We start from the raw sequence: 21,380 nt of genomic DNA on the forward strand, positions 1-21,380 counted from the left end.
CAGGATTCAGACGGCCTTTTAAATCAAGCTTAAGCCAATTCGAGCTGTTTTTCCAAGCTTTCGACCAGTTGGTCGTCCAAATTCAAAGCTTGGGACAAACGGCTCAGGAACACGATTTCCTTGCGTGACAAGTCCGCGCAGACCAATCGGGCCGCCAGATAAGTTTCGGCTGCCAAAGCCTCGTCATTGCCGACCGAAGCGGCAATTTGTTCGATGGAGGCCGGTTGCGCATATTCAGCCTGCAACCATGCCGCCGTTTCCGCATCGCTGCCGCTTTCACGCTCAATGGCCGCGCGTTCCGCATCGTCAATCAGGCCGTCTGAAGCCGCCGCCGCAATCATCGTTTGCAAAATCACACGGCTGTGGTTTTCACCAATCAGGCCGGCAGGTTGGAACGCACTTTGCGGCAATTCGTCCTGCTGCTGGTTTTGTTTCCAGTTTTGATAGCCTTTATAAGCCAGAAAACCCAAAGCGGCGACCGAGCCGGCCTTGACCAGCTTCTTTGCGTTTTTCTTTTTCAACAGCATCGATGCCAAAGCACCCGTCAGCGCGCCGCCGCCGAAAGAATTGAGCGGGCTGTCCGCCACCGCTTTGCCGCCTTTTTGAGCCGCACCCAAAACCTGATTGAGCAACTGACTGAAATCCATAAAAAAATCTCCTGAAAACAAATACATTGCAAATATAGGGCAGAAACACCAAAAAACCAAGCCAAAGAAAGTTAAAAGGTGCAAACAAGTTTTCAGACGGCCATAGCCGACTTTCGGTACAATCACACCATTCCAAACAATAAATCCCATCATGACCGATACCGCCCAAATCATTACCAGCTATGGCCGCCGTTATATCGTCCGCACCCCCGACGGCCAAACATATGACGCCACCACCCGCAAAAAACGCGTCGATTTCGCCTGCGGCGACCAAGTCCGCATCAGCCCCATCAACGGCGAACAAGTCGTGATTGAAGACTACCTTCCGCGTGAAAGCCTGCTCTACCGCCAAGACGCGTGGAAAACCAAACTGATTGCCGCCAACGTTACCCAACTGCTCATCGTAACCGCCGCCAGCCCCTCACCCAGCGAAGCCCTGTTGCAACGCGCCCTCCTCGCAGCCGAAGCGGCCGGCATTAACGCCGTCATCGTCCTCAATAAAGCCGACCTCCCCGAAACCGCCCAATGGCGCGAGAAACTCAAATTCTACGAAACCCTCGGCTACCCCGTGGTCGAAACCAACGCATTGGAAAACGCCGACATCCTGCGTCCCATTTTAGAAGGGCAAACCAACATCCTGCTCGGACAAAGCGGCATGGGCAAGTCCACCTTGACCAACGCCCTACTCGGCAACCAAGCCGCCCGAACCGGCGATATTTCCACCGCGCTCGACTCCGGCAAACACACCACCACCCACGCCCAACTCTACGATTTAAACGCAGAAACCCGACTCATCGATTCCCCCGGCCTGCAAGAATTCGGCCTGCACCATCTCCAAGCCGCCGATTTATTGCAATACTTCCCCGACCTGCGCCACCTTATCGGCCAATGCCGTTTCCACAACTGCACCCACCGCGCCGAACCCGGCTGCGCCGTCAAAGCCGCTGCCGAATCAGGCGAAGCCAAACCCGAGCGCATCGAGTTTCTGCAACGCATTACCGATGAATTGTTAAGATAAAGATTGAACGGAAACTAAGCGTTTGGATAAATAAAAAGGCCGTCTGAAATTTTCAGACGGCCTTTGCTTTGTGCTGTGGTAAAAGGTATCAGCCCACTTTATCCCCGGGCTGTGCGCCTGCGTCAACGTCGAGGAGCTTCAGTTTGCCCTCTGCTGTGGCGGCGGAGAGAATCATGCCTTCGGATACGCCGAATTTTGCCATTTTGCGCGGGGCGAAGTTGGCGACGGCGATGACCATGCGGCCGTTCAATTCGGCAGGGTTGGGATAAGATGCGGCGATGCCGGAGAAGATGATGCGTTTTTCAAAACCGAAGTCGAGGTCGAATTTTAAGAGTTTGGTGCTGCCTTCAACGGCTTCGCAGTTCAATACTTTGGCGACGCGCATGTCGATTTTCATGAAGTCGTCAAAGCTTGCCTGTTCGGCGACTTTTTCGTATTTGCTCTCTTCGGCGGCAGGCGCGGCTGCGGCGGCGATGCTTTGTTTGTTGGCTTCGATTAAATCGTCCACTTGTTTTTGCTCCACTCGTTGCATTAAATGTTCGTACTTGTTGATGGCGTGTTCGCCTAAGGTTTCGCGTGTATTTGCCCAAGTGATGGCTTCCAAATTCAGGAATTTGGCGGCGTTTTCGGCCACTTTCGGCAATACGGGGGCGAGGTAGGCGGTCAACATGGTAAAGGCGTTGATGAGCTCGCTGCATACTTCGTGCAACAAATCATCTAATACGTTAAACGCATCAAGAACCTTAATATTAATCCATAAGTTAGTAATGGTATCTGCTAAATTTTCAGATTGAATTTTCTCCAAACTAAGAGGATATGAACTAGAGTTAGGGTCGTTATTGTAATCCTCGAGAATTTTTCTTCCTTTCCCTTGTGAATACCCTAGAATTAATTCTTTAATTTTTTTATAGTTTTCCAATAAGAAAGTTTCTTTTTCTTTTTGGAAAATATCTTTTTTATTTTTAGGAAGTGAATTAATAAATTTATTTAAATCATCTAAATCATTTTTAATAATGATTGGTTTGGTAAAAAGTGCATCATTTAATTCAGGTAAGTCTGCTAATTTAGCATTAACTTCCTTAGTAAATCTCCATTTGTATTTCGGAGATTCCAGAAATTTGTTCAGCTCCCACGGTTTGTTGGCATCAACGTATTCGTTGACAATGTCCGCCAAGGCCATGATGTCGCGCAGGGCTTTGGCGTATTCTCGGCTTTCGTAGCATTCGGCAATGGCTTTGCTTTGCGCAGTCAGTTTTGCCAGCAATGCGCTGCCTGAAACGTCTTTCAGACGACCTTCAAAGCGTTTGGCGATGAAACCTGACGCGCGGGCGGCGATGTTGACGTATTTGCCGACGAGGTCGCTGTTGACGCGGCTGATAAAGTCTTGCAGGTTCAAATCGATATCTTCGATTTTGCTATTGAGTTTGGCGGCGATGTAGTAGCGCATCCACTCGGGGTTCAGGCCTTGTTCCAGATAGGATTTGGCGGTGATGAATGTGCCGCGCGATTTGGACATTTTTTGTCCGTCCACAGTCAAAAAGCCGTGTGCGTACACGCCGGTCGGGGCGCGGTGACCGGAGAAATGCAGCATGGCGGGCCAGAACAGGGCGTGGAAATAGAGGATGTCTTTGCCGATGAAGTGGTACATCTCGGTTTGGCTGTCGGCTTTGAAGTATTCGTCAAAATCGGCGCCGATGCGGTCGCACAGGTTTTTAAACGACGCCATGTAGCCGACGGGCGCATCCAGCCAAACGTAGAAATATTTGCCCGGCGCGTCGGGGATTTCGAAACCGAAATACGGCGCGTCGCGGGAGATGTCCCAGTCGGACAGGGTGGTTTCTTCGCCTTCGCCCAGCCATTCTTTCATTTTGTTGAGGGCTTCGGGTTGCAGATGGGGCTTGCCGTCGTGCGGATTGTTGCCGGAAGTCCATGCTTTGAGGAAGTCGGCGCATTCGCCCAGTTTGAAGAAGAAGTGTTCGGATTCGCGCAATTCGGGTTTGGCACCGGAAACGGCGGAATACGGGTTGATCAGTTCGGTCGGGGAATAGGTCGTGCCGCAGACTTCGCAGTTGTCGCCGTACTGGTCTTGGGCGTGGCATTTGGGGCATTCGCCTTTGACGAAGCGGTCGGGCAGGAACATTTGTTTTTCGGGGTCGAAAAGCTGCTCGATGACGCGGCTTTCGATTTTGCCATTGGCTTTCAGCGCACGGTAAATGTCTTGGGAAAACTGTTTGTTTTCAGGGGAGTGGGTGCTGTAATAATTGTCGTAGCCGATGAAAAAGCCGGTGAAATCGGCGAGGTGTTCTTCGCGCACTTTGGCAATCATGTCTTCGGGCGCGATGCCTTGTTTTTGCGCGGCAAGCATCACGGGCGTGCCGTGGGTGTCATCGGCGCAGCAGTAGTAGCATTCGTGGCCGCGCAGTTTTTGGAAGCGTACCCAAACGTCGGTTTGGATGTGTTCGACCATGTGGCCGAGGTGGATGCTGCCGTTGGCATACGGCAGCGCGGAAGTGACAAGGATTTTGCGTGTCATGGTTTGTGCTTTTAAAAACAATGGATAAAGATGTCGGGAATTATACCGCAAAACAATACGCAAAGGCCGTCTGAAACCCGATTGCCGGTGTTTCAGACGGCCTTTTATTTATCGGCAGCGTATGGGATTAACCGCGTACGCGTTCGATTTTTGCGCCTACGCCGCCGAGTTTTTTCTCGATGTATTCATAGCCGCGGTCGAGGTGGTAGATGCGTTCGACGATGGTTTCGCCATCAGCGACCAAACCGGCCATGACGAGGCTGGCGGAGGCGCGCAGGTCGGTTGCCATCACGACGGCGCCGGAGAGTTTCTCTACGCCTTTGATGTAGGCGGTGTTGCCTTCGGTGGTGATGTCTGCGCCCATGCGGTTGAGTTCGGGAACGTGCATGAAGCGGTTTTCAAAAATGGTTTCCACCACGCGGCTGCTGCCCTCGGCAATGGCGTTCATGGCCATAAACTGCGCCTGCATGTCGGTTGGGAAGCCCGGGTGGACGACGGTGCGGATGTCCACGGCTTTGGGGCGTTGTTGCATGTCGATGGAAATCCAGTTGTCGCCTGCTTCGATGATGGCGCCGGCTTCGGTCAGTTTGTTTAACACGACTTCCATGGTTTTCGGTGCGGCATTGCGCAGGACGACTTTGCCGCCGGTCATGGCGACGGCGCAGAGGAAGGTACCGGCTTCGATACGGTCGGGAACGACGCTGTGTTCGCAGCCGTGCAGCTCTTTTACGCCTTCGATGGTCATGGTTGCTGTACCTATGCCGCTGATTTTTGCGCCCATTTTAACGAGGCATTCGGCCAAATCGACGACTTCGGGTTCGATGGCGCAGTTTTCGAGGATAGTAGTGCCTTCGGCAAGCGTGGCCGCCATCAGCAGGTTTTCGGTGCCGCCTACGGTCACGACGTCCATGGTGACACGCGTGCCTTTCAGACGGCCTTTGGCTTTGACGTAACCGTGTTCGATGGTGATTTCCGCACCCATGGTTTCGAGGCCTTTGAGGTGTTGGTCAACCGGGCGCGAACCGATGGCGCAACCGCCGGGCAGGCTGACTTGGGCTTCGCCGAAGCGGGCGAGGGTCGGGCCCAAAACTAAGATGGATGCGCGCATGGTTTTTACCAGCTCGTAAGGTGCGCAGGTGTTGTTGACGGTGCCGCCGTTGATTTCAAATTCGGAGATGTTGTCGGTCAAAACGCGTGCGCCCATGCCTTGCAGCAGTTTTTGGGTGGTTTTGACGTCGGCGAGCATGGGTACGTTTTTCAGGCGTAAAGTGCCGGAAGTCAGCAGGCCGGCACACATCAGCGGCAGGGCGGCGTTTTTTGCGCCGGATACGGTGATTTCGCCGTTGAGGGGGCCGTTGGCAGAGATTTTGAGTTTGTCCACAGGATGTCTTTCGTTATTTGTCTGCACGGTTTATGCCGCACAAATGAAATGAGATGGATAATAAACCATCAATTATAAGGGATTATGCCCTTGCTGTTAGATTTGGCAGTATTAAATTTTCACAAGGTTTGTTTAAGTTGCGAAAGGATAAGATTTCAGGCCGTCTGAATGGTTCAGACGGCCTGTTTGCCAAGGCTTATTTTTTGGCTTTGAAGCCTAAGAGGTGTTGCGTAGTGGCCAGCCATGCGCCGAATACGCCCAGCGCGATGACGAAGCCGAATACCAGTGACACTTCGCTAAATGTGAAGAAACGCCAGCCGATGTTCAGGCCGTAGGGTTTGAAAATCGCGTCCACCAGCGGCCGTACTTCGGCCAAAAGCCAAGCCGACAAGCCCAAGCTGACGGCGGCGGAGAAAATGCTCTGCCACATTGCCTGATAAAGGAAAGGACGGCGGATGAAGGAAGCGGGCGCACCCAATAGCTTGGTGATTTCCAGCTCTTCCTTACGGCTGAGGATTTGCAGGCGGATGGTGTTGTGTGCCACCAAGACAAAGGCCATGCCCAATGTCAGCGAGAGGAACCACAAAATCTTGCGGATAAATTCGTTAATACGATAAAGGGTCTGTACCCATTCCGTATCCATGGTTGCCGATTCGACGCGCGGTAGCTTGGTAATGTCTTTATAGATGGCCTGCATCTGATCCGGCGAAGTGGCAGGGTCGGGCGTAACGATAAAGACATCGGGCAACGGGTTGCCATCGAGCATGGAAACGAGGTTTTGGTCGAGATTGGTCTGCAATTCTTCCAAACCTTCCTGCTTACTGATAAAGCGGACTTTATCGATACGGCTGTCGCGTTGGAGCAGGTTTTTCACCGTATCGGCATCAGAACTTGCCGCATCGGTGTCCATATAAACCGTAATCTGCGGCGACTCGTTGAGTTTGCCCAATACGCTTTGCCCGCTTTGGATGCCCAAATACATAAACAGCGGCAAGGTCATGGCAACGGCAAGCATGAGCAGGGTCAGCAGCGTGCCGATGGGTTGGCGCAAAAGCTCTTTGAGCGCGGCGCGCGCCGATTCGACGTGTAGCGAGATGTAATGAATCATACTCATGCGAGGCGTCCTTTCTGCAGGCGCAAGACGCGGTGGCCGTAATCCGCCATCAGCGTTTCATCGTGCGCCGCAACGATCACGGTCGTGCCTGCTTCATGGAAGGTTTTGAACAATTCCATAATATCCAGCGCATAGGCGCGGTCGAGGCTGGCGGACGGCTCGTCGGCAATCAGCAGGCTGGGTTGGTGAACCACTGCACGCGCGATGCACAAGCGCTGTTGTTCGCCGCCGGACAAAGTGATGGGCATATCGTTTTCGCGGCCTTTCAAACCGACTTTCTCAATCGCAATACGCGCGCGCTCTTCAGCTTTGCGCGGCTGGTAGCCGCTGATCCGCAAAGGCAGGATAACGTTTTGCAAGACATTGCGGTCGTAGAGGATTTTGTGGTCTTGGAAGACAATGCCGATATGTTGGCGCATAAAGCCGATCTGATTGTCGCTCAAGGTGCCGAGGTCTTGATTGTTGAACCAAACCTTGCCTTTGGTAGGCTTGGTAATGCCTGAAATCAGCTTCAAAATGGTGGATTTGCCCGAACCCGAATGGCCGGCGATAAAAATCATCTCACCTTTGTTAATCTGGAAACTGACATTTTTCAGGGCTTCGAAACCGCCGGGATAGGTTTTGGAAACTTGTTCGAAACGGATCATGGGTTTTCCTGAAAATAGGGATTCAGACGGCCGGCGTCATCGATAGGGCAACATGCCGTCTGAAAAAATGGGGATATTCACAGATTATAAATATTTCGGCTGCTTTTTGATAGTGAAACCCCGGTTCTGCCGGCGGAGACACTGCCGGTTTGCAACACAAAGCAATATGGTTTGAAATAAAGGCCGTCTGAACGGTTTGGTTTCAGACGGCCTTTTGAGTTTATCGGCGTATTCCCCAAAAAGTAGAAATACAAGCAAGATAAGCAATGTTTCTAATTGAAGCCCTATTAAAAATAGGCAACAATACCCAGAATAATTTCGTAATATTAAGTGGGAATAAATATGGATCATTCAGTTCATAACAAGCTGGTTTCTTTTATCTGGAGCATTGCGGACGATTGTTTGCGCGATGTCTATGTGCGCGGTAAATATCGTGATGTGATCTTGCCGATGTTTGTGCTTCGCCGTTTGGATACCTTGCTTGAGCCAAGCAAAGAAGCGGTATTGGAAGAAGTACGCTTTCAGAAAGAAGAATTGGCGTTCACTGAATTGGATGACCTTCCCCTTAAAAAAATTACCGGCCATGTTTTCTACAATACCTCAAAATGGACATTAAAATCCCTCTATCAAACCGCCAGCAATACGCCGCAGTATATGCTGGCCAATTTTGAAGAATATCTTGATGGTTTCAGCGCTAACGTTCAGGAAATCATCAACTGCTTCAAGCTGCGTGAACAAATCCGACACATGTCTCATAAAAATGTTTTGCTGAGTGTGTTGGAAAAATTTGTCTCTCCTTACATCAATCTTACCCCTAAAGAACAACAAGACCCGGATGGCAACAAATTGCCCGCCTTGAGCAATCTGGGCATGGGCTATGTATTTGAAGAACTGATCCGTAAATTTAACGAAGAAAACAACGAAGAAGCCGGCGAACACTTTACGCCACGAGAAGTGATTGAGCTGATGACGCATTTGGTCTTTGATCCGCTCAAAAGCCAAATCCCAGCGATTATTACGATTTACGACCCGGCTTGCGGCAGCGGCGGTATGCTGACCGAATCACAAAACTTTATTGAACAAAAATATCCACTGCCAGAATCGCAAGGTGAGCGTTCAATTTTCCTATTCGGTAAAGAAATCAACGACGAAACTTACGCCATCTGCAAATCCGACATGATGATTAAAGGCGACAACCCTGAAAACATCAAAGTCGGCTCTACTCTTGCCACCGACAGCTTCCAAGGCAATTACTTTGATTTCATGCTTTCCAATCCGCCATACGGCAAAAACTGGAGCAATGACCAAGCATATATTAAAGATGGCAAAGAGGTTATCGACAACCGCTTCAAAGTCTCCCTACCTGACTACTGGGGCAATGAAGAAACTCTTAATGCCACCCCTAGTTCTAGTGATGGACAGCTATTATTTCTAATGGAAATGGTCAGCAAAATGAAATCGCCGAATGACAACAAAATCGGCAGCCGAGTGGCCTCTGTGCATAACGGCTCAAGCCTCTTTACCGGCGATGCAGGATCGGGGGAAAGTAACATCCGTCGCCATATTATTGAGAACGATTTGCTGGAGGCCATTGTACAGCTGCCCAACAAGCTATTCTACAATACAGACATTACCACCTATATTTGGTTACTGTCCAACAACAAACCCGAAGCGCGCAAAGGCAAAGTACAGCTGATTGATGCCAGCCTCTTATTCCGTAAGCTGCGTAAAAAACTAGGCGAAAAAAACTGCGAATTTGCGCCGGAACATATTGCCGAAATTACCCAAAACTATCTTGATTTCAGCGCTAAAGCACGCGAAACAGACGGACAAAATGAAGCGGTCGGCTTAGCTTCGCAGATTTTTGACAATCAAGATTTCGGCTATTACAAAGTCACCATCGAACGCCCGGATCGTCGTTCTGCACAATTTACCGCCCAAAATATTGCGTCTTTACGTTTTGACAAAGCCCTGTTTGAGCCGATGCAATATCTTTATCAGCAACATGGCGAACAAATTTACAACGCTGAATATTTAGCCAAAACAGAGCCAGAAATCAGCGCTTGGTGTGAAGCGCAGGGCATTGCCTTAAACAATAAAAATAAGGCTAAGCTGTTGGATGTCAAAACGTGGGAAAAAGCCGCCGCACTTTTTCAGACGGCCTCAACCTTACTCGAACATTTCGGCTCAACCCAATTTGACGATTTCAACCAATTCAAACAAGCCGTGGAAGGCCGTCTGAAAGCCGAAAAAATCTCCCTCTCTGCCACAGAGAAAAAGGCCATTTTCAATGCCGTAAGCTGGTACAACGAAAGTGCCGCCAAAGTCATTGCCAAAACGCTTAAGCTCAAACCAAACGAATTAGACGCCCTTTGCCAACGCTACCAATGCCAAGCCGACGAGCTGGCAGACTTTGGCTATTACGCCACCGGCAAAGCAGGCGAATATCTCCAATACGAAACAAGCAGCGACTTGCGCGACAGCGAATCCATACCGCTTAAACAAAATATCCACGATTATTTCAAAGCCGAAGTGCAGCCGCACATCAGCGAAGCATGGCTGAATATGGAAAGTGTGAAAATCGGCTATGAAATCAGCTTTAATAAATATTTTTACCGCCACAAACCATTGCGCAGCCTTGTAGAAGTGGCCCAAGATATTTTGGCGTTAGAAAAACAGGCTGACGGCTTGATTAGTGAGATTTTAGGGGAAATCGATGAGTGATTTAATTATTTATAACACTGATGACGGCAAAGCCAATGTTGCGTTATTAGTGATGGAAAACGAAGCGTGGCTTACACAAAATCAGTTGGCAGAACTTTTTGACACCTCTGTACCAAATATAACCATTCATATAAAAAACATATTAAAAGACAAAGAGTTAGATGAAAATTCAGTTATTAAGGATTATTTAATAACTGCCCAAGACGGCAAAGAATATCAAGTGAAACATTACTCGCTTGACATGATTTTAGCCGTAGGATTTAGAGTTCGCAGTCCGCGCGGCGTACAATTTCGACGTTGGGCGAATACACAACTTCGCAATTATTTAGAAAAAGGTTTTTTAGTTGATAAAGAACGATTAAAAAATCCTCAAGGTCGTTTAGATTATTTTGATGAATTACTGGAACAAATCCGTGAGATTCGTGCCAGTGAAATGCGTTTTTATCAAAAAGTGCGAGAATTATTTAGTCTATCAAGCGATTACGATAAAACAGATAAAAATACCCAAATGTTTTTCGCTGAGACGCAAAATAAATTGATTTACGCCATCACCAAACAAACCGCAGCCGAATTAATTTGCAAACGTGCCGACGCTACCTTACCCAATATGGGCTTAACCACATGGAAAGGCACAATTGTACGCAAAGGCGATATTGTGATTGCTAAAAATTATTTATCAAATGATGAGTTAGATTCCCTGAATCGATTAGTCATGATTTTCTTAGAAAGCGCAGAGTTGCGGGTTAAAAATAATCAAGATTTAACTTTGTCATTCTGGCGAAACAACGTAGATAATTTGATCGAATTTAACGGATTTCCCGTTTTACAAGGTAATGGCAAGCGAACCCAAAAACAAATGGAAGCCTTTACCTATGAACAATACGCATTATTTGACCAAGCACGAAAACAACAAAAACAACGCCAAGCAGATAACGAAGATTTAAAAATATTAGAAAATTGTCAAAAAGAAATCAAACAGTTAAAAGATAAACGGTAGTTAAAGCTATGCACCCTATACAAGCGGTCAGATTTTAAGGATTTTTTGCAAATGAGACGATACGAGAGTTACAAAGATTCGGGCGTGGAATGGCTGGGGAAAATACCGAGTCAGTGGGAATTAACTATAGGAATGAATGTATTCAGAGAAAATAAACGTGATAATAAAGGAATGAAAGAAAAAACTGTTCTTTCATTGAGTTATGGTCAAATAATTATAAAACCTGAGGAAAAATTAGTTGGCCTTGTTCCTGAATCATTTGAAACCTATCAGATTGTAGAACCAAACGATATTATTATTCGTTGTACTGATTTGCAAAACGATCAAACTAGTTTACGAACAGGGTTAGCAAAAGATAAAGGTATTATTACGAGTGCTTATCTGAATTTAAAGGTTATAAATAATCATTCTGCTAAATTTTTACATTATTATCTTCATACTTTAGACATTACTAAAGTACTTTATAAATTTGGTTCTGGACTGAGACAGAATTTAAGTTTTTTAGACTTTAAACGGTTACCTATTATTGATATTCCTCTCTCCGAACAACAAAAAATCGCACAATTCCTAGACGATAAAACCGCTAAAATCGATCAGGCGGTGGATTTGGCGGAAAAGCAGATTGCCCTGTTGAAAGAGCACAAGCAGATTCTGATTCAAAATGCCGTAACCCGTGGCTTAAACCCTGATGTGCCGTTAAAAGATTCCGGTGTGGAGTGGATAGGGCAAGTGCCGGAGCATTGGGAAGTGAAGAAAATTAAACATGTTACTTCCAAAATAGGTAGTGGAATTACCCCTTTAGGAGGTGGTTCAAATTATATTGATGGTGGCATACCATTATTACGCAGTCAAAATATACACTTTGATCGCATTGATTTAAATGATGTAGCAAGAATTTCTGAATTTACACATAATTCAATGAAAAATAGTAAGGTACGTAAAGGAGATGTTCTTTTAAATATTACGGGGGGATCTTTAGGACGTTGTTTTTATGTAGATTCAAATGAAGAAATGAATGTGAACCAACATGTTTGTATTATTCGTCCAAATAAAAAAATTAATACTATCTTTTTGAATATGCTATTAGCCTCAGAGATTGGACAAAAACAAATCTGGTTCTTTCAACAAGGCGGTGGGCGTGAGGGACTAAATTTTCAAGCAATCAAAAATTTTTATCTTCCGTTACCAGATTTAGAGGAACAACAAAAAATTGCTATTTACCTCGATAAACAAGCAGCCAAAATTGACCAAGCCATCGCATTAAAAACAGCCCATATTGAAAAGCTGAAAGAATACAAAAGCGTATTGATTAACGATGTGGTAACCGGCAAGGTGCGAGTATAGCGTGTTTAAAGTGCGGTCAAAAAATCTGATGAATTTTGAATATTGGCAGCGCAACTTGGGCGTAATGAATAAATTTTAAAACATTCACAAAAGGGTGAAAAATGGTTTCAGGAACTAAGGAAAAAGATTTAGAAATTGCCATCGAAAAAGCTTTAACCGGCACTTGGCGTGAAAACAGCGAAAACAAGCTGGGCGAGCCGAAGGCAGAATACCTGCCGCGCCATCATGGTTTTGAGCTGGCATTTTCACAGGATTTTGATGCGCAGTTTGCGATGGACACGCGCCTGTTTTGGCAATTCCTGCAAACCAGCCAAGAGGCAGAACTTGCCCGTTTTAAACAGCTCAATCCAAACGATTGGCAACGTAAAATTCTAGAGCGGTTAGACCGCCAAATGAAGAAAAACGGTGTCTTGCACCTACTGAAAAAAGGCTTGGATATTGATAGCGCCCATTTTGATTTGCTCTACCCCGTTCCACTTGCCAGCAGCGGCGAAAAGGTCAAGCAGCGTTTTGAACAGAATCTGTTTAGCTGTATGCGCCAAGTGCCTTATTCTGCATCAAGCAATGAAACGGTGGATATGGTGCTGTTTGTTAATGGCTTGCCGATTATTACCCTTGAGCTGAAAAACCATTGGACGGGTCAGACGGCCATTGATGCCCAAAAACAATATCGCAACCGAGATTTAAGCCAAACGCTGTTTCATTTCGGACGTTGTTTGGCGCATTTTGCCTTAGATACGGAAGAAGCTTATATGACCACCAAATTGGCGGGGCCTGCTACGTTTTTCTTGCCGTTTAATTTGGGCAACAACTGCGGTAAGGGCAATCCGCCGAATCCAAACGGACACCGCACGTCGTATTTGTGGCAAGAGGTGTTCAGCAAAGCCAGCCTTGCCAACATTATTCAGCATTTTATGCGTTTAGATGGTTCAACCAAAGATCCGCTAGAGAAACGTTCGCTCTTTTTCCCCCGCTATCATCAATTAGAGGTGGTGCGCCGTTTGATTGCTGATGTCAGTGAACAGGGCGTGGGCAAACGCTATCTGATTCAGCATTCTGCCGGCTCGGGCAAATCTAATTCCATTACTTGGTTGGCGTATCAGTTGATTGAGGCTTATCCGCGCAATGAAAAGGCGGCAAACGGTAGAGAAGCAGACCGCCCGATTTTTGATTCGGTGATTGTCGTTACCGACCGTCGTTTGCTGGATAAGCAGCTGCGCGACAATATCAAAGATTTTTCAGAAGTGAAAAACATTGTTGCGCCGGCGTTGAGTTCGGCAGAATTGCGCCAATCCCTTGAGCAGGGCAAAAAAATCATTATTACCACAATTCAGAAATTCCCGTTTATTGTGGATGGCATTGCTGATTTGGGCGACAAACAATTTGCGGTGATTATTGATGAGGCGCACAGCTCACAATCCGGTTCTGCACATGACAATATGAACCGAGCCATCGGCAAAACGGAAGACCTTGATGCCGAAGATGTGCAAGATTTGATTTTACAAGCCATGCAATCCCGCAAAATGCGCGGCAATGCGTCGTATTTTGCTTTCACCGCCACACCGAAAAACAGCACTTTGGAAAAATTCGGCGAGAAACAGGCGGATGGTAAATTTAAGCCGTTCCACCTTTATTCCATGAAACAGGCGATTGAAGAAGGCTTTATTTTGGATGTGATCGCCAATTACACCACTTATAAAAGTTTTTATGAAATCACCAAATCGATTGAAGATAATCCGGAGTTTGATAGTAAGAAGGCACAAAGCCGTCTGAAAGCTTATGTAGAGCGTTCGCAACAAACGATTGATACCAAGGCGGAAATCATGCTGGATCATTTTATCCAGCAAATCTTTAACCGTAAAAAACTCAAAGGCAAAGCCAAGGGAATGGTGGTAACGCAAAATATTGAAACCGCCATTCGCTATTTTCAGGCGTTGAAACGATTGCTGGCTGAGCGAGGCAATCCATTTAAAATTGCGATTGCGTTTTCAGGCAGTAAAGTGGTTGATGGCGTTGAATACACTGAAGCGGAAATGAATGGGTTTGCGGAAAGTGAAACCAAAGAGTATTTCGATCAAGATGAATATCGTTTGCTGGTGGTGGCCAATAAATATCTGACCGGTTTTGACCAGCCGAAATTGTGTGCGATGTATGTGGATAAGAAACTCTCCGGTGTACTTTGTGTGCAAGCTTTATCTCGTTTAAATCGTAGTGCGAATAAGTTGGGAAAACGCACGGAAGATTTGTTTGTATTGGACTTTTTTAACAGCGTTGAAGATATTCAGCAAGCATTTGAGCCGTTTTATACTTCTACGTCGTTGTCGCAAGCAACCGATGTCAATGTCTTGCATGATTTGAAAGATCAGTTGGATGAAACCGGCGTGTATGAACAAGCGGAGGTCAACGATTTTACTGAAGGCTATTTTGCCAATAAAGACGCACAGCAATTAAGCAGTATCATTGATGTAGCGGTTCAACGTTTCGATCATGAGTTGGCGCTTGAGCCAACCCAAAAAGTCGATTTTAAAATCAAGGCAAAGCAGTTTTTAAAAATTTACGGGCAAATGGCCTCCATCATCAATTTTGAAAATATTGCTTGGGAGAAGCTTTATTGGTTCCTCAAATTCTTAGTACCAAAATTAAAAGTACAAGATCCGATGGATGAATTTGATGAAATTTTAGATGCTGTGGATTTAAGCTCTTACGGCTTGGCGCGTACTAAACTGAATTACAGCATTAAATTAGATGATGAAGAAACAGAGCTTGACCCACAAAATCCAAATCCACGCGGCACGCATGGTGAAGATAAAGAAAAAGATCCGATTGATGAAATTATTCGTGTATTTAACGAAAGATGGTTTCAAGATTGGAGCGCAACGCCGGATGAACAACGGGTAAAATTTATCAATATTACTGAACGCATTCGTAGCCATAAAGACTTTGAGCAGAAATATCAAAATAACCCGGATGTTCATACCCGTGAATTAGCTTTCCAAGCCATTTTGCGCGATGTGATGAGCGAACGCCATCGGGATGAACTAGAGCTATACAAACTTTTTGCGAAAGATGCCGCATTTAGAACCGCTTGGACGCAGAGTTTGCAACGAGCTTTGGCTAGGTAGAAATAAAGGCCGTCTGAACGGTTGGGTTTCAGACGGCCTCGGTATCAGCGTAGGTTAAGCACCCTATCCGCTGTTTTATTTACATTTGGTTTTGGCCAAATTCACGGCGGCGGTCAGGCTTTTTTCGTTGACTTCGCCGGTGATGGTTTGTTTGTAGCCGCATTTCGGCGCTTCGACGACTGTGAAGGGCAATACGCCGACGTTGTTGCCGTGGGCTTTCATGAAGTTGCGGCTGTTGGCGCCGGTGTAACGCCAAATCGGATAGCTGACCGGCGTTTGTTTTAGGAACTTGCCGATGTTGTCAGTGGTATCCAGCGCGATGCCGACCATATCGACGCTGCCTTTTTTCTGCGCTTTGTACCATGCGGACATAGCGGGCATTTCTTTACGGCAGGGGCCGCACCAGGTTGCCCAAAGGTTGACCACGCGCACGGGGGCTTTGAGCGATTCCAGGCTTTGCGGTTTGTTGTCCTGCCAACCTGCCGTTTCGTCGGCGGCAAAGGCCGGCGCAGCGGTAAAAACGGTGGCGGACAGTAGAAGGGCGTTTAAGGCTTTCATGGTTGTATCCTTGAGGTTGCCAATCAAAATTGTGTTTATTGTAAAACGGTTTGGTGGGCATGCCTACCGATTCGTATCAAGATATCAGGTAAAAAGTTTGAGTAAAAATCAGTTGCAGACGATAATAACCGCCATCATTGAATGATTTTGCAATAATACGGAGACTTTCATGCCGTCTGAATTCACACTTTATCACAACCCGCGTTGCAGCAAATCGCGTGCCGCGCTGGCTTTGCTCGAAGAAAAAGGCGTTGCCGCCGATGTGGTCAAATATCTGGATACCGCGCCTGATTTGGCGACTTTGCAGGATATGTTTGCCAAACTCGGCATCGAATCAGTGCGCGGCATGATGCGTACGAAAGACGATTTGTACAAAGAATTGGGTTTGGACAATCCCGATTTGGACAATGCCGCCCTGCTTCAGGCAATCGCCGAACACCCCGCCCTGCTCGAGCGTCCCGTTTTGGTAACGCCTACGCGCGCAGCCATCGGCCGCCCGTTGGAAAACATTGCCGCCCTACTCGGCTGACGGGGTTGGATAAGGCCGTCTGAAGATGATTTCCCTGCTTAAAAGCCGTAATGGCCTGCGATATTACCTGTTTCGCGGCCTTGCTTTGAGCGTTTTGTTGGTGTGCGGTATTTTTTTGAGCGGCACATGGCAGATTTACCGGACAGGTTTGCAAACCTTGCCGAAGGACGCTCATGCTGATGCGGCGGTGGTGTTGGGTGCGGCGGCGTGGGACAAACGCCCGTCGCCGGTATTCCGTGAGCGCATCAACCACGCCATTACGCTCTACCAAAGCCATCGGGTCGGCAAAATCATTTTCACCGGCGGTACGCCCAAAAAAGGATTCATGACCGAAGCCGAAGTGGGGCGCCGATACGCGCTCAAGCAGGGCATACCGGCGCACAATATCCTGTTTGAAAACACGTCGCGCAACACTTACGAAAACCTGCGCAATATCGTCCCCATCATGCACGCCAACGGAGTCGGCAGCATTATCGTTGTCAGCGACCCGTATCATTTGGCGCGCGCCGAAGAAATGGCCACCGATTTGGGCTTGTCAGATGCGCAGTTCTCCGCCACACCGACCACGCGCTTTGACGAGCGCAGCAAGAAAGCCAAGTTCCTGATGCAGGAGAGCTATTCTTTGTTTCTCTACCGTATTGGCAAATGGAGCGATGCGGTTTGGAATTGGATAAGCAGTTGAGCCTTGGGCAAGCCATACAAAAGGCCGTCTGAAGCCTTTTAGGTTTCAGACGGCCTAAATGTATTCTTACTTATTGATATTGATTTGCAGCTATACTGCCCAAAAAGACTACGGCCAGCACCAGATAAATTGCCATTACGATGGCAAACAGAATTAAGGCAGCCTTGAAATAATTGGCTTTATTCGGATTGGTGTTTGAGCTGAATGCCCACACAAACATCATGATCAGATTGACCAGCGGAATCATCATAATCAAGCTGGTTACCAACCATTCGCTGATGCTGACGACCGGAGCCTGAGCCTATGATTTTTGCAGCCGCTATTTCAATCGGATGTAAAACGTACCGTCCGGCACGACGGGCAGGTATTTGCGGTAGAAGTCCAGATAGGTCTTGTTTGGGTCTATGTCGGCAAACTGCTGCGGATACAGGGTTTTGGCGATAAATTGCGCACTGGCCAAATCGGTGAGCGAGCGGGAGGCGGTGTGGTAGATGCCGTAAACGCGTTTGTTTTTGACGGCAGGAATGTCTGCCCAGCCTTTGCGTTTGACAAATCCGGCCAGGCGGCGTTGCGCATCGGCCTGGCTGATGCCTATGCCCATCGCCATAATGCCAAGCTTGTCTTTATGGCCGTTTTCCGTCCCCGAAATGACGATGACGTCGGGTTTGGCCGTCAGGAATTTTTCAGGGTTTATCGGTCCCCAGTTTTTAACGTAAGGCGCGGCGATATTGTTGCCGCCTGCTGTGTCGGCAATCGCGCCCCACATATCTTTGCCGAAGGTGTAGCTGTATTCGGACGGGCCTTTGTCGCCGAACTCGATATAGATTTTCGGTTTGGACTGCTTGGCGCGCGCGACGCGTTTTTGGATGTCAGCAATGCCTCGGGCGTATTCGGCGGCAATTTTTTGGGCGCGCGCCTGCGTACCGTTGAGTTCGCCGAAAATTTCCGCACTGCGCGTGTGCCGCGCGACGGTTTCGGCGTTGAAATCGACCACGACGACGGGTATGCCTGCCGCTTCAATGCGCGGCAGGTGGGTGGCGACGGCCTTATACTGCCAGTCGGCCAGAATCAATACGTCCGGCTTGAGCGCGAGCGTTTTCTCCAGTGAAAACGTGCCGGTGCTGATGTTGCCGATGTCCGCAATGTTTTGCAGCGTAGGCAGCTTCTGTTTGAACATCGCCCAGCTGCCGGGATTGAATTTCTCCCAAAACTCACGCGAAATTCCGATGACGTTTTTAAATTTGTCCGCGCCCGTTACCGCGATATAGTCGGGATAGTAAAACGCCAAAACCGCGCGTTTGACAGGGACATCGACTTTGACTTCGCGTCCCAATACGTCTTTGATAGTTTTGATTTCGGCTTGGGCAAAAAGGGGCAGGAGGGCGAGGGCGGCAAATAAAGCGCGTTTGTTCATGAGCGGATACTTTCAAAGAAATAATTATCATTTGTCTTATTTTCAGGAGAAAAGTTCCCAGACGTTCCTTCTGCGCCGACATTATTTTCAGACGGCCTTACATTGTTTAAACCTTGCCGAAAAAGTAAAATACCTGTTTTCAAAGACTTTGGAGCCATCATGACCGTCACAACCCGTTTCGCCCCCAGCCCCACCGGCTACCTGCACATCGGCGGCGTACGCACCGCCTTGTTTTCATGGGCGTTTGCCCGCCATCATAAAGGCGAGTTCCTATTGCGTATCGAAGACACCGACTTGGCGCGCTCTACTGCCGAATCCGTCAACATCATCCTCGACGGCATGAAATGGGTCGGCCTGAACTACGACAACGCCGACAACGTCGTGTACCAAACCCGCCGTTTCGACCGCTATAAAGAAGTCATCGCCGAACTTTTAGAAAAAGGCCATGCCTACTACTGCTATTGCAGCAAAGAAGAGCTGGAAGCCATGCGCGAGAAAGCCGAAAAAGAAGGCACGGCGACGTACGACCGCCGCTGGCGTCCGGAAGAAGGCAAAACCCTGCCCGAAATCCCTGCCGACGTGCAACCTGTTGTCCGTTTCAAAACGCCTCTGGACGGCGTGACCAAATGGACGGACTTGGTCAAAGGCGAAATCTCTATCCCCAATGAAGCACTTGACGACCTGATTATCGCCCGCGCCGACGGCACGCCGACCTACAACTTCTGCGTCGTGGTGGACGACTACGACATGGGTGTTACCCACGTTATCCGCGGCGACGACCATGTGAACAACACGCCGAAACAAATCAACATCTTAAAAGCCATTGGCGCCACCCTACCCGAATACGGCCACCTGCCCATGATTCTCAACGAACAAGGCAAAAAAATCTCCAAACGCAGCGGCGATACCGTTGCCATCACCGATTTTGGCGCAATGGGCATCCTGCCCGAAGCTATGCTCAACTATCTGGCACGCTTGGGCTGGGCACACGGTGACGACGAGTTCTTTACGATGGAACAATTCATCGAATGGTTTGATTTGAAAGACGTTTCCCCATCCCCAAGCCGCATGGATTTGAAGAAACTCTACTGGATCAACGGCGAACACATCAAAATCACCGCCAACGAAAAACTGGCCGAAATGGTGAAACCGCGCCTCGCCCTGCGCGATATCCATGAAACAAGCAAGCCTGCTTTGGAAGACGTGTTGGCATTGGTCAAAGACCGAGCCCAAGATCTGAACACGCTTGCTGACGAGTGCCTCTACTTCTACGTCAAACAAACCCCTGCCGAAGCTGACGTGCAGAAACACTGGGACGACGAAGCCGCCGCCCGTATGCTGCGCTTTGCCGAACGCCTCGAAGGGCTGGAAGACTGGAACGCCGAAGCCATCCACGACCTCTTCAAACCTTTCTGCGACGAAGAAGGCATCAAAATGGGCAAACTCGGTATGCCCCTGCGCCTCGCTGTCTGCGGTACGGCAAAAACCCCAAGCGTCGATGCCGTATTGGCTTTAATCGGCAAAGAAGAAGTGTTGAAACGGATCCGTTCGTAAGGCATGAATGATAAAAGGCCGTCTGAAAACTGGGGATGCCAAGTTTTCAGACGGCCTTTTCTAATAAAACCAGAAAATAATGGAATAAGGCGGAGAATATGAGAAAATAATAGCCGCCTGCCTGCCACAACAGTTGATTGAATTAACTTTTATCGGAAGCCTGAATGTCCGGATTGGATAAAATAAGCCATCAAGAATAAAGACTAACCAGCATATTATGTAAAATTGGCGGCTGAAAAATCGGCTCTGCGCTTTACTTTACAAATCAACAACTTTAAAGGAAAACCCATGAAAAAAACCTTACTTGCCCTGATGATGCTATCTGTCGCCGCCGCGGCGTATGCCGGTGAGGCGGAAGACCGTTTACTGTCCGTCCAATCGGTTTACCGTGCCGCTTTGAATGAGCAAAACAGCAACGACAGCAAAATCATTTCCCTGCAAAGCGATTTGGAAAGTGCGCAGCGCCGTTTGCAGGCTGCGCAATCCGATATTAACCGTTTGAAAGGCGAAATTCAGACGGCCTTGGCTCAGAAAGAGCAGCAAAATGCCAAGCTACAACAAGCCGGCCAGATGTTGGACGCGGCTTGGAATGCCGTTTACGGCGCAGGCGGCAGCAAGGCGAATCAATAATTTAGACATTGTATTATTTGCGTTTTACGCTTCTTTTATCATATTTATAAGGAAACCTCATGTCCCTACCTCCCTGCCCGAAATGCCACTCCGAATACACTTACGAAGACGGCGCTCAATACGTTTGCCCTGAGTGCGCCCATGAGTGGAACGAGGCCGATGCTGCGGCTGCAAGCGATGATGACTTGGAAGTCAAAGATGTCAACGGCGCGGTCTTGCAAGATGGCGATACGGTTGTCTTGATTAAAGATTTGAAAGTCAAAGGCAGCTCTATGGTCATCAAGCAAGGCACCAAAGTCAAAGGCATCCGCCTGCAAGAGGGCGACCACAATATCGGTTGTAAAATCGATGGCAGCGCGATGAACTTGAAATCTGAGTTCGTCAAAAAAGCCTAAAGATTTTATCTTTGAAAGGCCGTCTGAAACCCTAATATCAGGTTTCAGACGGCCTTTATATATTTCATTCAAAATAGAACAAATCTTTATT

18 protein-coding genes are annotated in these 21,380 nt (G+C 48.0%); 10 read left to right on the forward strand and 8 right to left on the reverse strand.

Translation table 11 applies throughout. The features are described from left to right. Positions 1–29: 29 nt before the first annotated feature. Positions 30–647, reverse strand: coding sequence for a tellurite resistance TerB family protein (locus ACTHTU_RS02420; RefSeq protein WP_315093214.1), 618 nt, complete (start codon positions 645–647; stop codon positions 30–32). Positions 648–798: 151 nt separating this feature from the next. On the opposite strand from ACTHTU_RS02420, the gene rsgA reads away from it, so the two are divergent. Continuing rightward, positions 799–1,665 (forward strand): ribosome small subunit-dependent GTPase A, encoded by an 867-nt coding sequence (gene rsgA / locus ACTHTU_RS02425; protein WP_314574731.1) that lies wholly within the window; start codon positions 799–801, stop codon positions 1,663–1,665. An 88-nt stretch (positions 1,666–1,753) separates the two neighbouring features. On the opposite strand, the gene metG is transcribed toward rsgA, so the two are convergent. From metG to ftsE, 4 genes are all read right to left on the reverse strand, one after another. Further along, the gene (gene metG, locus ACTHTU_RS02430) at positions 1,754–4,198 is read right to left on the reverse strand and encodes a methionine--tRNA ligase (RefSeq protein ID WP_440361657.1); all 2,445 of its coding nucleotides are present in this window, start codon (positions 4,196–4,198) and stop codon (positions 1,754–1,756) included. Between the two features lie 127 nt (positions 4,199–4,325). After that, the gene (gene murA, locus ACTHTU_RS02435) at positions 4,326–5,579 is read right to left on the reverse strand and encodes a UDP-N-acetylglucosamine 1-carboxyvinyltransferase (protein ID WP_070814733.1); all 1,254 of its coding nucleotides are present in this window, start codon (positions 5,577–5,579) and stop codon (positions 4,326–4,328) included. Between the two features lie 196 nt (positions 5,580–5,775). After that, positions 5,776–6,693, reverse strand: coding sequence for a permease-like cell division protein FtsX (gene ftsX, locus ACTHTU_RS02440; protein WP_003747810.1), 918 nt, complete (start codon positions 6,691–6,693; stop codon positions 5,776–5,778). Beyond that, the gene (gene ftsE / locus ACTHTU_RS02445) at positions 6,690–7,340 is read right to left on the reverse strand and encodes a cell division ATP-binding protein FtsE (protein ID WP_003681151.1); all 651 of its coding nucleotides are present in this window, start codon (positions 7,338–7,340) and stop codon (positions 6,690–6,692) included. The genes ftsX and ftsE overlap by 4 nt, the downstream gene beginning before the upstream one ends. A gap of 342 nt (positions 7,341–7,682) precedes the next feature. Between ftsE and ACTHTU_RS02450 the strand changes: the two genes are divergently transcribed. From ACTHTU_RS02450 to ACTHTU_RS02465, 4 genes are all read left to right on the forward strand, one after another. Further along, the gene (locus ACTHTU_RS02450) at positions 7,683–10,064 is read left to right on the forward strand and encodes a type I restriction-modification system subunit M (protein ID WP_440361658.1); all 2,382 of its coding nucleotides are present in this window, start codon (positions 7,683–7,685) and stop codon (positions 10,062–10,064) included. Further along, positions 10,057–11,061 (forward strand): virulence RhuM family protein, encoded by a 1,005-nt coding sequence (locus ACTHTU_RS02455; RefSeq protein ID WP_049335705.1) that lies wholly within the window; start codon positions 10,057–10,059, stop codon positions 11,059–11,061. The genes ACTHTU_RS02450 and ACTHTU_RS02455 overlap by 8 nt, the downstream gene beginning before the upstream one ends. Positions 11,062–11,112: 51 nt before the next feature. Then, the gene (locus ACTHTU_RS02460) at positions 11,113–12,405 is read left to right on the forward strand and encodes a restriction endonuclease subunit S (RefSeq protein ID WP_049335706.1); all 1,293 of its coding nucleotides are present in this window, start codon (positions 11,113–11,115) and stop codon (positions 12,403–12,405) included. A 101-nt stretch (positions 12,406–12,506) separates the two neighbouring features. Next, complete coding sequence (locus ACTHTU_RS02465; protein WP_440361659.1) at positions 12,507–15,527, forward strand: type I restriction endonuclease subunit R; 3,021 nt, start codon at positions 12,507–12,509, stop codon at positions 15,525–15,527. 75 nt (positions 15,528–15,602) lie between these two features. Here ACTHTU_RS02465 and ACTHTU_RS02470 read toward each other — a convergent pair whose 3' ends face one another. Then, positions 15,603–16,085 carry a TlpA disulfide reductase family protein gene (locus ACTHTU_RS02470; protein ID WP_440361660.1) on the reverse strand — a complete coding sequence of 161 codons (483 nt, stop codon included), beginning with the start codon at positions 16,083–16,085 and terminating at the stop codon, positions 15,603–15,605. 169 nt (positions 16,086–16,254) lie between these two features. Here ACTHTU_RS02470 and arsC point away from each other — a divergent pair, with 169 nt between their 5' ends. Further along, positions 16,255–16,614: an arsenate reductase (glutaredoxin) gene (gene arsC, locus ACTHTU_RS02475; RefSeq protein WP_004519164.1), complete on the forward strand. Its 360-nt coding sequence runs from the start codon at positions 16,255–16,257 to the stop codon at positions 16,612–16,614. A gap of 25 nt (positions 16,615–16,639) precedes the next feature. Next, positions 16,640–17,296: a YdcF family protein gene (locus tag ACTHTU_RS02480; protein ID WP_440361661.1), complete on the forward strand. Its 657-nt coding sequence runs from the start codon at positions 16,640–16,642 to the stop codon at positions 17,294–17,296. Positions 17,297–17,366: 70 nt separating this feature from the next. On the opposite strand, the gene ACTHTU_RS02485 is transcribed toward ACTHTU_RS02480, so the two are convergent. Together ACTHTU_RS02485 and ACTHTU_RS02490 are read right to left on the reverse strand one after the other, a co-directional pair. Further along, complete coding sequence (locus ACTHTU_RS02485) at positions 17,367–17,546, reverse strand: hypothetical protein (RefSeq protein WP_224783274.1); 180 nt, start codon at positions 17,544–17,546, stop codon at positions 17,367–17,369. A 69-nt stretch (positions 17,547–17,615) separates the two neighbouring features. Beyond that, entirely contained in the window at positions 17,616–18,710 is a 1,095-nt protein-coding gene (locus tag ACTHTU_RS02490; RefSeq protein ID WP_440361662.1) for an ABC transporter substrate-binding protein, read from the reverse strand. A gap of 159 nt (positions 18,711–18,869) precedes the next feature. On the opposite strand from ACTHTU_RS02490, the gene gltX reads away from it, so the two are divergent. The 3 genes from gltX to ACTHTU_RS02505 all read left to right on the forward strand — a co-directional run bounded on the left by gltX (position 18,870) and on the right by ACTHTU_RS02505 (position 21,289). Next, positions 18,870–20,264 (forward strand): glutamate--tRNA ligase, encoded by a 1,395-nt coding sequence (gltX, locus tag ACTHTU_RS02495; RefSeq protein ID WP_440361663.1) that lies wholly within the window; start codon positions 18,870–18,872, stop codon positions 20,262–20,264. 288 nt (positions 20,265–20,552) lie between these two features. Further along, positions 20,553–20,894: a hypothetical protein gene (locus ACTHTU_RS02500; RefSeq protein WP_440361664.1), complete on the forward strand. Its 342-nt coding sequence runs from the start codon at positions 20,553–20,555 to the stop codon at positions 20,892–20,894. A 59-nt stretch (positions 20,895–20,953) separates the two neighbouring features. Beyond that, positions 20,954–21,289 (forward strand): zinc ribbon domain-containing protein YjdM, encoded by a 336-nt coding sequence (locus tag ACTHTU_RS02505; protein WP_440361665.1) that lies wholly within the window; start codon positions 20,954–20,956, stop codon positions 21,287–21,289. Positions 21,290–21,380: the final 91 nt, after the last annotated feature.

The organism is Neisseria sp. P0020.S005 (assembly GCF_051957055.1).
GTDB classification, from domain to species: domain Bacteria; phylum Pseudomonadota; class Gammaproteobacteria; order Burkholderiales; family Neisseriaceae; genus Neisseria; species Neisseria subflava_A.

Coding starts and splice junctions, on each gene's coding strand:
- ACTHTU_RS02420 (WP_315093214.1), bottom strand. CDS start 647: ATGGATTTCAGTCAGTTGCTCAATCAGGTTTTGGGTGCGGCTCAAAAA.
- rsgA (WP_314574731.1), top strand. CDS start 799: ATGACCGATACCGCCCAAATCATTACCAGCTATGGCCGCCGTTATATC.
- metG (WP_440361657.1), bottom strand. CDS start 4,198: ATGACACGCAAAATCCTTGTCACTTCCGCGCTGCCGTATGCCAACGGC.
- ftsX (WP_003747810.1), bottom strand. CDS start 6,693: ATGAGTATGATTCATTACATCTCGCTACACGTCGAATCGGCGCGCGCC.
- ftsE (WP_003681151.1), bottom strand. CDS start 7,340: ATGATCCGTTTCGAACAAGTTTCCAAAACCTATCCCGGCGGTTTCGAA.
- ACTHTU_RS02450 (WP_440361658.1), top strand. CDS start 7,683: ATGGATCATTCAGTTCATAACAAGCTGGTTTCTTTTATCTGGAGCATT.
- ACTHTU_RS02455 (WP_049335705.1), top strand. CDS start 10,057: ATGAGTGATTTAATTATTTATAACACTGATGACGGCAAAGCCAATGTT.
- ACTHTU_RS02460 (WP_049335706.1), top strand. CDS start 11,113: ATGAGACGATACGAGAGTTACAAAGATTCGGGCGTGGAATGGCTGGGG.
- ACTHTU_RS02465 (WP_440361659.1), top strand. CDS start 12,507: ATGGTTTCAGGAACTAAGGAAAAAGATTTAGAAATTGCCATCGAAAAA.
- ACTHTU_RS02470 (WP_440361660.1), bottom strand. CDS start 16,085: ATGAAAGCCTTAAACGCCCTTCTACTGTCCGCCACCGTTTTTACCGCT.
- arsC (WP_004519164.1), top strand. CDS start 16,255: ATGCCGTCTGAATTCACACTTTATCACAACCCGCGTTGCAGCAAATCG.
- ACTHTU_RS02480 (WP_440361661.1), top strand. CDS start 16,640: ATGATTTCCCTGCTTAAAAGCCGTAATGGCCTGCGATATTACCTGTTT.
- ACTHTU_RS02485 (WP_224783274.1), bottom strand. CDS start 17,546: ATGATGATTCCGCTGGTCAATCTGATCATGATGTTTGTGTGGGCATTC.
- ACTHTU_RS02490 (WP_440361662.1), bottom strand. CDS start 18,710: ATGAACAAACGCGCTTTATTTGCCGCCCTCGCCCTCCTGCCCCTTTTT.
- gltX (WP_440361663.1), top strand. CDS start 18,870: ATGACCGTCACAACCCGTTTCGCCCCCAGCCCCACCGGCTACCTGCAC.
- ACTHTU_RS02500 (WP_440361664.1), top strand. CDS start 20,553: ATGAAAAAAACCTTACTTGCCCTGATGATGCTATCTGTCGCCGCCGCG.
- ACTHTU_RS02505 (WP_440361665.1), top strand. CDS start 20,954: ATGTCCCTACCTCCCTGCCCGAAATGCCACTCCGAATACACTTACGAA.